The organism is Roseburia lenta, assembly GCF_014287435.1.
Classification (GTDB): Bacteria; Bacillota; Clostridia; order Lachnospirales; family Lachnospiraceae; genus Pararoseburia; species Pararoseburia lenta.
In genome coordinates, this window is sequence record NZ_JACOPG010000001.1 from 193,062 (window position 1) to 206,779 (window position 13,718).

14 protein-coding genes are annotated in these 13,718 nt (G+C 46.1%); 1 reads left to right on the top strand and 13 read right to left on the bottom strand.

The features are described from left to right. Positions 1-30 precede the first annotated feature (30 nt). From H8R94_RS00975 to proB, 13 genes are all read right to left on the bottom strand, one after another. Complete coding sequence (locus H8R94_RS00975; protein WP_243238425.1) at positions 31-1,623, bottom strand: peptidoglycan D,D-transpeptidase FtsI family protein; 1,593 nt, start codon at positions 1,621-1,623, stop codon at positions 31-33. After that, positions 1,586-2,935 (bottom strand): FtsW/RodA/SpoVE family cell cycle protein, encoded by a 1,350-nt coding sequence (locus tag H8R94_RS00980; RefSeq protein WP_186853616.1) that lies wholly within the window; start codon positions 2,933-2,935, stop codon positions 1,586-1,588. Before H8R94_RS00980 ends, H8R94_RS00975 begins: the two co-directional genes overlap by 38 nt. After that, positions 2,935-5,154, bottom strand: a complete 2,220-nt coding sequence (locus H8R94_RS00985; RefSeq protein ID WP_186853617.1) for a peptidase U32 family protein — start codon at positions 5,152-5,154, stop codon at positions 2,935-2,937. The genes H8R94_RS00980 and H8R94_RS00985 overlap by 1 nt, the downstream gene beginning before the upstream one ends. Positions 5,155-5,198: 44 nt before the next feature. Next, positions 5,199-5,627, bottom strand: coding sequence for a cell division protein ZapA (locus tag H8R94_RS00990; protein WP_186853618.1), 429 nt, complete (start codon positions 5,625-5,627; stop codon positions 5,199-5,201). Between the two features lie 72 nt (positions 5,628-5,699). Further along, entirely contained in the window at positions 5,700-6,692 is a 993-nt protein-coding gene (gene ruvB / locus H8R94_RS00995) for a Holliday junction branch migration DNA helicase RuvB (RefSeq protein ID WP_118281161.1), read from the bottom strand. Between the two features lie 9 nt (positions 6,693-6,701). Continuing rightward, positions 6,702-7,304 (bottom strand): Holliday junction branch migration protein RuvA, encoded by a 603-nt coding sequence (gene ruvA, locus H8R94_RS01000; RefSeq protein WP_186853619.1) that lies wholly within the window; start codon positions 7,302-7,304, stop codon positions 6,702-6,704. Between the two features lie 10 nt (positions 7,305-7,314). Continuing rightward, positions 7,315-7,806: a Gx transporter family protein gene (locus tag H8R94_RS01005; RefSeq protein ID WP_186853620.1), complete on the bottom strand. Its 492-nt coding sequence runs from the start codon at positions 7,804-7,806 to the stop codon at positions 7,315-7,317. Positions 7,807-7,814: 8 nt separating this feature from the next. Then, on the bottom strand, positions 7,815-8,195 hold the full coding sequence (locus H8R94_RS01010; RefSeq protein WP_186853621.1) for a NusG domain II-containing protein: 381 nt from the start codon (positions 8,193-8,195) through the stop codon (positions 7,815-7,817). Beyond that, a complete protein-coding gene (miaB, locus tag H8R94_RS01015; RefSeq protein WP_243238426.1) occupies positions 8,195-9,631 on the bottom strand; it encodes a tRNA (N6-isopentenyl adenosine(37)-C2)-methylthiotransferase MiaB in 1,437 nt (478 codons plus the stop codon). The genes H8R94_RS01010 and miaB overlap by 1 nt, the downstream gene beginning before the upstream one ends. Positions 9,632-9,653: 22 nt before the next feature. Next, positions 9,654-10,901 (bottom strand): glutamate-5-semialdehyde dehydrogenase, encoded by a 1,248-nt coding sequence (locus H8R94_RS01020; protein WP_186853623.1) that lies wholly within the window; start codon positions 10,899-10,901, stop codon positions 9,654-9,656. Further along, on the bottom strand, positions 10,898-11,473 hold the full coding sequence (locus H8R94_RS01025) for a 5-formyltetrahydrofolate cyclo-ligase (RefSeq protein ID WP_186853624.1): 576 nt from the start codon (positions 11,471-11,473) through the stop codon (positions 10,898-10,900). The genes H8R94_RS01020 and H8R94_RS01025 overlap by 4 nt, the downstream gene beginning before the upstream one ends. Then, the gene (locus tag H8R94_RS01030; RefSeq protein ID WP_118281154.1) at positions 11,466-11,684 is read right to left on the bottom strand and encodes a DUF896 domain-containing protein; all 219 of its coding nucleotides are present in this window, start codon (positions 11,682-11,684) and stop codon (positions 11,466-11,468) included. Before H8R94_RS01030 ends, H8R94_RS01025 begins: the two co-directional genes overlap by 8 nt. Then, a complete protein-coding gene (proB, locus tag H8R94_RS01035) occupies positions 11,684-12,529 on the bottom strand; it encodes a glutamate 5-kinase (protein WP_186853625.1) in 846 nt (281 codons plus the stop codon). Before proB ends, H8R94_RS01030 begins: the two co-directional genes overlap by 1 nt. A 113-nt stretch (positions 12,530-12,642) precedes the next feature. Between proB and H8R94_RS01040 the strand changes: the two genes are divergently transcribed. Further along, positions 12,643-13,680 carry an FAD:protein FMN transferase gene (locus H8R94_RS01040; RefSeq protein WP_186853626.1) on the top strand — a complete coding sequence of 346 codons (1,038 nt, stop codon included), beginning with the start codon at positions 12,643-12,645 and terminating at the stop codon, positions 13,678-13,680. Positions 13,681-13,718 lie beyond the last annotated feature (38 nt).

Consider the following 13,718-nt stretch of genomic DNA (forward strand, 5'->3'; position numbering starts at 1 on the left):
CCATTTATCCAGAATTTACCGGTTTTATTTCTAATATGCGCCAAAATAAGCATCAAAGATCTTTTTGGTCGCCGGTACGGCATAATGTCCGCCGGATTCCACACCCTCCATGACAACAGCCACGGCGATCTGCTTGCCTTCCGCATTCTTGGCAAAGCCTACAAACCAGGAGTGATCCTCATTTTTGTTGGATGAAAATTCAGCCGTTCCTGTCTTTCCGTATGCTTCATACAGGTCACTGTTCAAGACACTGCCGGTTCCGTTCGTGACAACAAAACGCATATATTCCTGCAAAGTCGCAGCATCCGAAGATGACAAAAGTTCGCCGTAAGAAGTCGCATCAAACTGCTTGACGATCGTTCCACTCTCGTTTTGTGTATGATCGATGATATATGGTTCCATCAAAGTACCGTTATTTGCGATCGCACTGGCGACCATTGACATATGCAGCGGCGAAACCATGGTATCTCCCTGACCGATGGCTGTCTGCATGATCAAAGAAGATGATGCTCCATCCTCCAAGGTCATTTTGCTGACGGCGGTATTTTTTAAGGCTGTCGGCAAGTCCTGGTTAAAGAGCATCTTCTGGCACAACTTATGGTAAGCATCCAGATCCAGAGACAGCCCGATATTGGAAAAAGCACAATTGCAGGAATTGCCAAAGGCATCCATGAGGTTCTCACTGCCGTGTGCCTTATTATTATAGCAATGCATGGCATAATTGTTGTATTCAAAAGTGCCGTTACAATCATAGGAAAATGCATTCGGATCATTGCCCTGCTTTAAATAAGAAAGCAAGGTAAAGATCTTAAAGGTCGATCCCGGTGCATACAAGCCCTGTGTCGCACGGTTCAAAAGCACAGTAGAATCGGAATCTGCCGCCACATAAGAATCCCAGTTCTGTGCGATGGTATTGGGATCATAGTCCGGTTTGGAGACCATGGCAAGGATCTTGCCTGTTGCAGGATCAATGACAATCGCCGCACCATCCTGGGAACCCATGGCATCATAACATGCCTGCTGTAAGGACACATCCAGGGTTGTAACGACATCATCCCCCGGATTCTTCTCGTCACGGATCTCGTTAAAAATACGGGTCAAGATAAAGGCATTGGAACGGAGCAGATTGTAGTTGGCATCCAGTTCCACCCCGGACATACCGTTGACCGAATAACCGACGGCATGGGCAAAAACACTGCCATAAGGATATTTTCGGGTCTCGTTGCCCGCTTCATCCACATTTGTCGTAGCAAGCACCGTACCGTCATTTGCAAGGATATCGCCCCGCACGGTATAATCGGAAAGTTTTGCCAGTCTCGCATTGTAGGAATTATTGATAAAATCTTCGCTTTTAAACTGCATAAAATAAATGATCCAGCCCGTCATACAGATAAAGAGTGCCAAAAATACATAGGTGACGATCGCATATTCCTTATTGCGTGTCGTCGTCCGCCGCTCATTCTTTGCCTTTCTCGGTGTCTGCATCTGACGAGACTGCTCGTACTTTGCCCCTCTTGTACTTGTCTTTGTTTTATCTCTGCGCTTCTTTTTCTGCTTATCGTTGAAATCTAGGATCTCAACTTCTTTATCTTCGTTTCTTTCGTGCGCGTTCCATTCTTTCATCAGACTCTCCTTTATCCACCTGCATTACATACAAGCCCTGAATAATCGCAAATAATATGATCGTGCTGAGCAGGGAACTACCACCATAACTTACCAGTGGCAGGGTGACTCCTGTAGACGGTATGAACTTTGTCACGCCGCCCAGTGCCAAAAAGACCTGCGTGCCATACAAGGTACCGATCCCCAGAGCAATCAATTTATAAAAGATGTCCTTTACCTGCATTGAGATATTGAAAAACATGAGGAAACAGGAAATGCAGATAAAGATGATACAGATTGCAAATACCACGCCGAATTCCTCAGCGATCGCTGAAAAGACAAAGTCCGTTTTTACGACCGGGATCTTATCCGGCATCCCCTGACCCAGACCGACGCCAAACCAGCCGCCAGAACCAATGGCAAAGAGGGATTGTGAGATCTGATAGCCCTGGTCGTCGATCACGCTTAAAGGATCTTTCCAGGCGATCACACGGTCTCTGACATGGGCAAACAAGTGATATGCCACAACAGAGGCTAATGCCCCGGAGCCAAGTCCCAAGACCATATAGATGGGCTTTCGGCTCGCCACATAGAGCATGACCAGATAGGTGATCAGATAGATCAGCGCCCCACCCAGATCACGCGATGCCACCAGGATCAAAACATGCAATGCCGCTAGGATCGTCACCTTTACCACATGATGAAACTCCGTCGATTTGTAAAGCATGCATGCGGAGAAAAAGATAAATAAGATCTTGATAAACTCCGATGGCTGCAAAACGACCGGTCCGATGCTGATGCTGAGTTTGGCACCGTAAGTCGTCGATGCTGCAAGGCATACAAAAGCCAGTCCACCGATACCGATCAGACCATACAAAAAGCCCAGTTTATCCCAGACCTTTAACTTGGCAACCAGAATCGGCACAAAACAGGTGATCACGACCGCTACGCCCGCAAAGGCAAACTGCTTGATCGCCTTATCGATATCCAGTCTTGTCAGGATCAAAAAACTGATTGCCAGCAGCATGCACATATTATTTACCAATGCCTTGGAGGCATGGGCATAGATCTTCTGATAGATCAAAAGCGTGATGGCAAACAAAAGGATCTCACACAGGCAAAGCCCTAAGACCCGGATATCCTGCATGACCAGATACAATACCAGATTGGCATTGATCAAAAGCCCATACATCAGGGTCGTCTGTTTTTTGTATAGCCTCGTCTGTCTGCGCTCCGAAATATTCTTTTTCAGTGTTGCAAAACAATAATAGGTATAGATCGCTATCATAAAAAGCATGGAAAAGCGACTCACCGAAACGATCAAATGAACCATTATTCTACTCCTCGTTTAAAATGGCCTTTGGTATAGTTACCGTCATCTTTGGCATCCTCTGTGCCAAAACCCTTATGATAAAAGGCATTCTCATATCGCGCTAAGACCTGCTTCATCTCCTCTTTTGTCTCAAAAGAAAAGTCCATGCGATATCCGAAAAAGCCCAGACTCTCTAAGGTCTTGTTTTCAGAAATGGTCTGATAGATCTTGCTGTTGTATATCTCATTATAACAAAAAGCACAGCAGTTTTTAACTGGAAATCTCTCTTTGTAGCGGTCTTGCAGATAATATGTCCGCGGCCTATGATCGCAGCCTCTTGCATTTGCATTCTGACAGTTTGCCGTGATCATGAGCGGTATCCTGCCATAGAGTAACATATAAGATGCTGCATTGTAGCGGTGGCGCAGTTCTTTGGCATTGAGTTCCAATGGTGCTGTATTGCGTGGATAGCCCATCTGCGCAAAAGCCTGCTGGCTCCGGTCAGAAAACGTATAGAGCCTGTGATCTAAGATCACGCGGTCCCTAGGATATGCTATGCTTTCCAAAAATCCCAGTCCATCATAGGAGGCTACGATCATGCCGTCAAAATAGGAATCCGCAAAAAGAAAATCCCATGCCCGCAAAAGATCTGTCTCCTTTTTGCGACAGATCGGTGGCATTAGCAGATAGATCTCTTTATTCTTTGCGTGAGCGTTTTCGCAGATCCTTGTTACCTTTTCAAGACATGCATCTTTAGAAAGTCTCTTATCCTGCTCCCATATAAAGAAGGCAAGCGGCAGACCGATTGTTTTTACCAGATTGTCCTCTAAGGCAAGCACATACTGGTCTTTGGTCTGACAGGTGACAAGCAGATGCAGCAAAGCGTCCGCCTTTTTTCCATTTTCCTCCATTTCCAACTTTTCAAAGTCAAGTGCCGGTTCTCTCTTGCCTGATCCTTTTTCTATTTGTTCCAGTAAGGCATCTAAAGCATTCCGGCGGATTTCATTGATACGCCCCATCGGAAGAAAGGCGCCCGATTCCAATGTGATCTCCAGATCTGAAAAAGTAAAAGGTGTGTTTCCCGTTTTTTTTAATTTCACCTCTACCTGTTCCTCTGTGATCGGCGTTTTACCGGCAGTCTCTACCACATCTCCAAAGACTTCTACACTTGCCGCACGTTTTCCATCCTGATATGACACACAGAGTCTGGCAGGACAGCCGATCTGTAAGTAACATCTGCCGGATACGCCTAATTTTTCTGCCACAGGCTCCGTGGCTGCAAGGTCTGCCTTCTCATGGGACGGCTTGGTATAGGTGATCATATCCGGGTCATTTTGCCTGGTAAAATAGGCGTTGGTAAAGCCCTTGCGATTGCCAAGATCAAAGATCCGCTGACGGTCTGCCTTGCTGACAGGCAGGTCTCTGCCCTCCAGATAAGCATCCATATACCTTCGATATAAACTAACCACACCTGTTGCATATTCCTTTTGTTTCATGCGTCCTTCGATCTTAAAGGAGTAAACGCCCGCCTCTGCCAGTGCCTTGATATAATCTATGCCACAGAGGTCTTTTGGACTGAGCAGATACTGCCCCGGCATGCTGGATTTTTTTCCATGTTCATCCAGCAGATCATAAGGCAGACGGCATGGCTGTGCACAGCGACCACGATTACCACTGCGCCCGCCCAGCATACTGCTCATCAGACATTGACCGGAATAACAGACACAGAGCGCCCCATGGATAAAGGTCTCGATCTCGATGCCAGTCTTTTGGTAGATCTCTGCGATCTCCGCAATAGACAACTCACGCGAAGTGACAATACGGCTGGCTCCCTGCTTTTGTAAAAGGGCAGCTCCGTCTGCTCCCGCAAGTGTCATCTGGGTGCTGGCGTGGAGTACCAGATCCGGAAAATAAGATCGGAGCATAGCAAAAACGCCCATATCCTGCACGATGACCGCATCCAGTCCCGCCTCATAATAGGCACGTATATACTTGTATAAATCCCGTTCGATCTCTAGATTTTTTAAAAGGGTATTGACCGTCAGATATGCCTGTCTGCCATACAAATGCGCATAGCGGATAGCCTCTGTTCCTTCCTCTATACTGAAATTCTTTGCATAGGCTCTGGCACCAAAGAGATCGCCCCCAAAATAGACCGCATCCGCCCCGGCATCGATCGCACTTTTAAAGATCTCAATATTCCCCGCCGGAGACAATAGTTCCAGTTCTTTTGCTCTCATACATCCTCTTTCCTATTATACAAAAAGGACAGTTTACACTGTCCTTACTTATCTTCCGCTATATCTCCAAGCAATGCATCTTCAAGCGATGCCTCCAACTTGGACTTCTGGACCAGCAATTCCTGCTTATCCGCTTCTAAAGCCTTGATCTTTTCCTCGTAGTTTTCGAGTTTGATCTGATCTGCGATCAAGTCATGCTTAAGATCATAGATCTCTTTTTCTTTTTGATCCATATCCATCTGATATTTGTCGACAGATTCCTTTGCCTTAAAATAATCGTCTGCAATATTGAGGGCAAGAAGCGTACTCCGGGTATCCGCAGATAATCTACGGAACTCCTCCATCTCATTAAACTCGTTTATTTTATTGTTGATGTAGGTACCTACTTTTTGCAGATAATCTTCTTCTTCGTATCCACTTAAGGTATATACCTTACCATCAATAATGACTTCCGCGCTTTTTTTCGCAGCCATAAAACGCTTCCTCCTACTGTCTACAATATATCTATTATATCGGGTTATTTTTAGAATTACAAGACTATTCCCTTATTTTTCCAATCCCAACTGCTGATATGCCAGATCGGTCGCCACACGTCCCTTTGGCGTCCGCATGATCAGTCCGTTCATGACCAGATATGGCTCGATCACATCCTCGATCGTTCCCGAATCCTCGCCGATCGTCGCTGCCAAGGTTTCAAGACCTACCGGGCCACCGGAAAAATTATGAATGATGGTCTCTAAGATCCTTCTGTCATTGCGATCTAAGCCCATAGAGTCCACATCCAAAAGGTCAAGTGCCGCCGCAGCCACTTCCTTTGTCACCACGCCGTCATAACGTACCTCCGCAAAATCACGCACACGGCGCAAAAAGCGGTTGGCGATACGTGGCGTTCCTCTGGATCGTCTTGCCAGTTCGTAGGCACCTTCCTCATCAATCTTGACATTTAATTTTCCCGCCGACTGTAAGACAATGGTCTGCAACTCCTTTGCGTTGTAGTATTCCAGATGATGTACCACGCCAAAACGGTCACGCAGCGGTGCCGACAAAAGTCCTGCTCTTGTCGTCGCTCCCACCAGCGTATAGCGAGGCAGTTCGATACGCACGGATTTGGCTGAATTTTCTTTGCCGATCAAAACGTCCATGGCATAATCTTCCATGGCGGTATATAAAAATTCCTCTACCTGCTTGTTCAAACGATGGATCTCGTCAATAAATAAGACATCCCCCTCGCGCAGGTTGGATAGGATCGATGCCATGTCCCCTGTCTTTGCAATGGCAGGGCCGGATGTGATCTTGATGTTGGAGCCCATCTCACTTGCAATGATGCAGGCAAGAGTGGTCTTACCAAGTCCCGGCGGTCCGTAGAAAAGCACATGATCCAGTGCCTCTCCACGGTTCTTTGCCGCTTCGATATATACTTTTAAATTATCCTTGATGCGATCCTGCCCGACATATTCCGCCAATTTGACCGGACGAAGGGAGGATTCCACACTGCGTTCTTCTGTCAGAACTTCTGTTGATATAACACGCTTTTCCATATCCTGCTCCTATAAAAAAGACATTTTCTTTAAGACTTCTTTCAAGACCACTTCCACGGTATCGTCCTCCGTGATCTCCATATCTTCCATGGCACGCAGTGCCTGGGATGCCGAGTAACCGAGTGAGGTCATGGCATCGATCACATCCGTCTTGATCGCAGAGGCAGCATCATTTACCGGCATGCCGCTGGCACTGCCCGCCGGTGCGATCTTATCAATCTTGTCTTTGAGGTCAATGATAACACGCTGGGCTGTCTTAGAACCGATCCCCGGTGCTGCCGCGATCGCCTTGGCATCCTCTGCTAATATGGCAAAGCGCAGATCCTGCGCACTTAAGACACCAAGGACTGCCAAAGCCCCCTTGGGCCCGATCCCATTGACACCGATCAAGAGTTTAAACAGAGCCAGTTCTTCCTTGGTGCGGAAACCAAAAAACTGCATAGCATCTTCTCTTACATACAAATAGGTATAGATCTTGACATTGCCGCCCACATTTGGCAACTGGTAGACCACAGATTTTGGTATAAAAAATTCATAGCCAATCCCATGATTATCCACCACAATCGTTTCTTCATTTACTTCAACCAACTGACCTGAAATATAGGAATACATAATCTCTCCATCATCTTATAAAATGTTTTGTTCTCGTATAGATTTCCTGGGCTAAAAGTCCGATCAAAAGTCCCGTGATCCAGCCACCGACAAAAAGGAAGGGAAAATAGCCGAAGATATAGTAATTCTTAACGACCACCATAGCCACCAAGATCTGCCCCAGATTATGGGTTATCCCTCCACAGATACTGACGGCGATCATATGAAACCAGCCTGTCTTTTTTAAAAGTGTCATGACAAACAAACTGAGCAGTCCGCCCGCCAGACTATAGAGGATACTAAAGGCATTTCCAAACATAAAACCGGCAAGCAAAATACGCATGAAAGATACCGCCAGTGCCTCTTTTGTCCCATAAAAGTAAAGAAGAAGCACAACGACAATATTGGTCAGTCCCAGTTTCATGCCCGGCACCCCGAAATAAAAAGGGATCAGGGATTCAATATAACTACAGATCAATGCCAGTGCTAAAAAAACACCCAGCAATGCGACTTTTTTTCTCATATCCACCTCTAGTTTGCCACCGAGTCGATCCCGGATGTATCCGCAGAGACCACGGTAACCACTACCTTATTGGGAAGGCAGACGATGGTCTCCTTATCGTGGCTCTTTTTCCCCTGCTTTTCACAGAGTTTGTCCGGACAAGTGGCATCCTGCATAAAGATCTCTCCATCCTGAATACAAAGGACATTGCATACAGAATCATCCTTTTTGATTTCGATCGTCTGGTCTCTTTTCAGATCATAAGTACCATAGGTTTCACCATCCAGCGTGACAATGGCTTTTTCTGCACTTTCCTTTTGCCAAAAACTCGTATAGCCCCAGATAGCGATAGCAATGATTGCTAAGACTCCCAACAGAATCCAATCTCTCTTACCAAAGTGCTGTCTCATCAAACCCGCTCTCCAATATAGTAAAATCCTTTACACTCTACCAGTTTTATCGGAAGGATCTGCCCGATCAGATCGGCTTCTCCCGGGAAATGTACGGTAGAGTTATTGCTCATACGTCCGGTCATCAGGCTGGCATCATGCTGGTTGATTTCTTCTACCAAAACATCTACAGTCTTGCCTTCATAGACCTTTGCCTTTTCTGCGGAGATCGCCTGCACACGGCTAAGCAAGCGGTCAAAACGGTCTTTTACCACATCTGACGGGATCTGATCGTCCATGGATGCAGCAGGCGTACCGGTTCTCTTGGAATAGATAAATGTAAAGGCACTGTCATAGCGCACTTTTTCTACGACGTCTAAAGTCTCCAAGAAATCTTCCTCGGTCTCGCCCGGGAAACCGACAATGATATCGGTTGTGATCGCCATATCCGGCACTGCCGCGCGGATCTTATCTACCAGAGTCAAATAATCTTCCTTGGTGTAATGGCGGTTCATCTTTTGCAAGATCTTGCTGCTGCCGGATTGCAGTGGCAGGTGTAAGTGCTTGCAGACCTTTTTGGATTTTCCCAGAACCTCGATCAGTTCATCGGATAAATCCTTTGGATGGGATGTCATAAAACGGATACGTTCCAAGCCCTCGATCTGCTCCACCTGCTCCAACAACTGGGCAAAAGTCACCGGCTCGTCCAAATTCTTTCCGTAGGAATTGACATTCTGTCCCAAGAGCATGACTTCTACCACGCCGTCTGCGACCAGTTTTTCAATCTCACGGATAATATCGATCGGCTTACGGCTGCGCTCCCTGCCCCGGACATAAGGTACAATACAATAACTGCAAAAATTATTGCAACCGAACATGATATTGACACCGGATTTGAAACTGTATTTTCTCTCAATCGGCAGGTCTTCTACGATCTGGTCGGTATCTTTCCAGATGTCTACGATCATAGACTCGGATAAAAGCGACCGCACCAAAAGTTCTGCGAATTTGTAAATATTATGTGTACCAAAGACCAGATCGACAAAACGATATTTCTTGCGGATGGTCTCAACCACATGCTCTTCCTGCATCATACAACCGCACAGGGCGATCATCATATGAGGATTTTTCTTTTTCTTATTGTGCAGATAGCCCAAATGTCCATAGACCTTGTTGTTGGCATTTTCACGCACGGTACAGGTATTGTAGAGCACAAAATCCGCATCCTCGGAATCCGCCTGCACATAGCCGACCTGCTCTAAGATACCGATCAGTTTCTCAGAATCTCTGGCATTCATCTGGCACCCGAAAGTATTGACACAAAAGGTCAGTTTGCGTCCGGCTTCCTTTTCCTTATCTTCCAGGATCTGCTTTGCTACGTCAATAAAATAATACTGTCTTTCTACTTCGGTAGCAGGAATCTTGTCTTCCGAAAGCACATCTTCTAATCTCATCATAAAGTTATTCTCCTTCAAAAGGCTATGGACGGATCTGTCCATTTCCGTAAATAATATATTTTGTGCTGGTAAGCGCTTCTAAGCCCATCGGACCTCTGGCATGCAGTTTTTGTGTGCTGATGCCGATCTCTGCGCCAAATCCAAATTCAAAGCCATCCGTAAAGCGGGTAGACGCATTGACATAGACGCATGCTGCATCAATCTCATTTAAGAATTTCCGGGCATGGTTATAGTCCTGCGTGATAATGGCTTCCGAATGTCCGGTATTATACTTGTTGATATGATTGATCGCCTGATCAATATCCGATACGATCTTGACGGAGATCTTGTAATCCAGATATTCCGTTCCCCAATCCTCATCATTTGCCATAGAAATATCCGGGCAGATATTCTTTGCTCTGGCATCCCCTCGGATCTCGACATTGTGGGCAAATAATCTCGTCTTTATCATAGGAAGGACTTTTTCTGCCACATCCTTATGGATCACAAGGGATTCGCAGGCATTGCAGACCCCAATACGCTGTGTCTTGGCATTTTCGATGATGTCTACCGCCATGGAAAGGTCAGCGGTCTCATCGACATAGATATGACAATTTCCGGTACCGGTCTCAATGACAGGGACGGTCGCATTGTTCACCACGGCACGGATGAGTCCTGCTCCCCCACGCGGAATGAGAACATCCAGATATTCGTTCATCTTCATAAACCGGTTGGTAACCTCGCGATCCGTATCAGTAATGAGTTCTAATGCATGTTCTGTCACGCCCGCCTTTTTCAGGCTTCGTTTGATGCTGGCAACCATTGCCATATTAGAGTAAAGAGCATCACTGCCGCCTTTTAAGATCACGGCATTTCCGGTCTTAAAGCAGAGTCCGAAAGCATCTGCCGTGACATTTGGCCTTGCCTCATAGATCATGCCGACCACACCGATCGGTACACGTTTTTTTCCGATGGTCAGACCATTCGGACGATTTTTCATGGAAAGTACTTCTCCGATCGGGTCATCCAAAGCGACGACCTGACGTAAGCCCTCTGCCATCTGCCTGATACGGGACGGGGTCAGGAGCAGACGGTCCAAAAGTCCCTCCGGCATGCCTCCCTCTCTGCCTTTTTCCATATCTTTTTCATTTTCTGCTAAGATCTCAGCTGCATCCGCTTCCAGACCATCTGCAACCATTGTCAGTGCATGGTTCTTCTCATTTGTTCCCATGGTCGCTAAGACTCTGGATGCCTCTTTTGCCAGACTTCCTAACTGTTTTAAATCACTCATGCTCTCTCCTCATTTCCCTTGCACACCAAAAGACCGGATGGCATCATCAGATAATCCATGGATATATCCTGCGCCTCTTTTGGGATCTTTTCTACTAACTGTTCCTCAAAGCAGCATCCGATGCGTATCAGCCCCGGAAATGCCTGTAGATATCTGTCATAATAGCCCTTGCCATAGCCGATCCTGCCGCCTGCGGCATCAAATCCCAGTCCCGGGACCAAGCATATGCCCCGATTGTCTGTCAAAAGATCTTTTTCGTCCGCCTGCGGTTCTAAGATACCAAAGGCTCCTTTTTTTAGATCTAACAGTTGCCGGATAACATAAAAATCCATGGTATCACCAAAGACCTTGGGCATGCCTATCCTGCTATGTCTCTCCAAAGCATCTTCAATCAGTATCTGCAAAGACACCTCGGATCTGGTGGCACTATATGCATAGATAATATCTGTCTCTTTTACCATAGGCAGATCCAACAGATTTTGACAGATCTGTCTGCTGTAAGTCTCCCGCACATCTTGTAGCAGGGCATCCCGCCTTTTTTTGAGTTCTTTTCGCAGTTCCTGCTTATTCATGCTTCTTGCCGTATTTTTCTCCCAGGTTGACGATCGTTCCGTCTGCTTCTTTGACATCAATATTGTTTAACTGACTTCTCAGATTCTTTCTTACACTATCCAGATATTCCTGACGGAGTGCATGTTGTTCCTTTGCTTCTTCCTCTGTCAGCCCCTCTGCCTTGGACTTTTTATATAATTCATTGATCCTTGCAATCTTTTCCTCTGTCATTAGTTCATATTCTCCTCTATAAAATCTGCGATGAAAAAGTCATCCTTTTTGTCTGCTTTAAAGACGGTTCCCACAAAATCATCCTCTAAAATCTGATGCAGGACACCCACCTCCTTACCATTGGCGATGATCATATCCGCGCCGGAATAAGTAGCGATCCGCGCAGCATTGAGTTTAGTCGTCATGCCGCCGGTGCCCACATCACTGCCTGCCTTAGAACTTGCCATATGCAGATACCTTTCATCCAACTGTTCTACCACGTCAACCAGTTTTGCCTCCGGATCTGTCTTGGGATCTGCCGTAAACAGACCGTCAATATCGGAAAGCAGGATCAGAAGATCCGCCCCGATCAAAGAGGCAACGATCGCTGCCAGTGAGTCATTGTCACCAAACTGGATCTCATAGGTGTTTACCGTATCGTTTTCATTGACGACCGGGATCACGCCCAGACGAAAGAGTTCTTCAAACGTATTCTGTGCATTTTTGCGGGATACGTTATCGATCATGGTCTTTTTGGTCATCAGGACCTGACCGCACTGCTGGTGGTATTCTGCGAAAAGTTTCTGATAGGTCATCATGAGACTGGCCTGTCCTACCGCAGCACATGCCTGTTTGGTCGAAAGGTTCTTGGGACGCTTGGTGATACCGAGCATCTTTCGTCCGACGGCGATGGCACCGGAAGATACCAGGCAGACATCGATATCCTGATTTTTCAAGTCACAAAGTTCCCTGACCAGTTTTTCCAGTTTGATAAAATCCAGCTGGCCTGTTTTTTTATGTTGTAAAGAAGAAGACCCGATCTTGACAACGATCCGCTTCTTATTTTTAAATCTATTTTTCTTCATAAGATCTTATCCTTCCAAATCCCTAATAAACCAATGTAATTATAGCGAATATCTCTTTTTTATGCAATTCATTTATGCTATCATAATAGGACGATAAAAATGAGGTGTTTACCATGAAAAAAATACATGCACTCGGCTTATCTTTTTGCCTCTTTTTGACCTTGCTCTCACTGGGCGGGTGTGGAAAGACGACAGAGCCGATCTCAAAGACAGGCTTTTATTTTGATACGGTCATAACCATTACCTTATATGACGCATCCTATGAAAAGGAACTGGATCACTGCTTTTCTATGGCAGAAAAATATGAGAATCTTTTCAGTACCCAAAAGGAAGGTACAGATATCTGGAAGATCAATCACAGCCAAGGACAAGCCGTGGAAGTCAGTGATGAGACAATCGACATCCTAAATGCCGGTATTGCTTACAGCAAGTCCAGCAATGGCAAGTTTGATATCACGGTCGGAAAATTATCTTCCCTTTGGGATTTCTCCGAATCGTCTTCCAAGGAAATCCCATCCGTAGAAGCCATCCAGGAAGCCCTTGCCACTATCAACTACCAAAATATTGTCATTGACGGCAATATGGTCAGCCTGACAGATCCGAATGCTGCCATAGATCTTGGCGGTATCGCCAAAGGCTACATCGCCGATCAGATGAAAGCCTACCTGAATGACCAGGGCGTTCAAAGTGGGCTGATCAATCTGGGGGGCAATGTCTTATGTGTCGGTCCGAAGGACGGCGATGAAAAATCTTATAAGATAGCCATTCAAAAACCATTTTCCGAGGACGGTACGGCACTTGCCACAGTAAAGGTGGCTGACGACTCGGTCGTCACCTCCGGCACCTACCAAAGATACTTTGAAATAGATGGCAAGCGTTACCATCACATCCTGGATCTTTCCACCGGTTATCCATGTGACAATGATCTGGATTCCGTAACGATCATCAGCCATGACTCTCTTACCTGTGATGCCTTAAGCACGACGGTCTTTCTCATGGGGCTTGACGATGGTCTTGCCTATGTAGAAAGTCTTTCCGATGTAGAAGCCATCTTTGTGACAAGCGACGGATCCATCCAATACACTTCCGGCATCGGAAAAACCATCCCTTTTGAATTATTAGATAAGGATTATAATATAGTAGTAAAGTAAAAAACGGATAGGAAAGACATTTACGATCTCTCCTATCC

Bases quoted from the DNA above. Each gene is read 5' to 3' on its own strand.
- H8R94_RS00990 (WP_186853618.1), bottom strand. From the start codon at position 5,627: ATGGCTGCGAAAAAAAGCGCGGAAGTCATTATTGATGGTAAGGTATAT.
- H8R94_RS01020 (WP_186853623.1), bottom strand. From the start codon at position 10,901: ATGAGTGATTTAAAACAGTTAGGAAGTCTGGCAAAAGAGGCATCCAGA.
- proB (WP_186853625.1), bottom strand. From the start codon at position 12,529: ATGAAGAAAAATAGATTTAAAAATAAGAAGCGGATCGTTGTCAAGATC.
- H8R94_RS01040 (WP_186853626.1), top strand. From the start codon at position 12,643: ATGAAAAAAATACATGCACTCGGCTTATCTTTTTGCCTCTTTTTGACC.
- miaB (WP_243238426.1), bottom strand. From the start codon at position 9,631: ATGATGAGATTAGAAGATGTGCTTTCGGAAGACAAGATTCCTGCTACC.
- ruvB (WP_118281161.1), bottom strand. From the start codon at position 6,692: ATGGAAAAGCGTGTTATATCAACAGAAGTTCTGACAGAAGAACGCAGT.
- H8R94_RS00985 (WP_186853617.1), bottom strand. From the start codon at position 5,154: ATGAGAGCAAAAGAACTGGAACTATTGTCTCCGGCGGGGAATATTGAG.
- H8R94_RS01010 (WP_186853621.1), bottom strand. From the start codon at position 8,195: ATGAGACAGCACTTTGGTAAGAGAGATTGGATTCTGTTGGGAGTCTTA.
- H8R94_RS01025 (WP_186853624.1), bottom strand. From the start codon at position 11,473: ATGAATAAGCAGGAACTGCGAAAAGAACTCAAAAAAAGGCGGGATGCC.
- H8R94_RS00980 (WP_186853616.1), bottom strand. From the start codon at position 2,935: ATGGTTCATTTGATCGTTTCGGTGAGTCGCTTTTCCATGCTTTTTATG.
- H8R94_RS01005 (WP_186853620.1), bottom strand. From the start codon at position 7,806: ATGAGAAAAAAAGTCGCATTGCTGGGTGTTTTTTTAGCACTGGCATTG.
- ruvA (WP_186853619.1), bottom strand. From the start codon at position 7,304: ATGTATTCCTATATTTCAGGTCAGTTGGTTGAAGTAAATGAAGAAACG.
- H8R94_RS00975 (WP_243238425.1), bottom strand. From the start codon at position 1,623: ATGAAAGAATGGAACGCGCACGAAAGAAACGAAGATAAAGAAGTTGAG.
- H8R94_RS01030 (WP_118281154.1), bottom strand. From the start codon at position 11,684: ATGACAGAGGAAAAGATTGCAAGGATCAATGAATTATATAAAAAGTCC.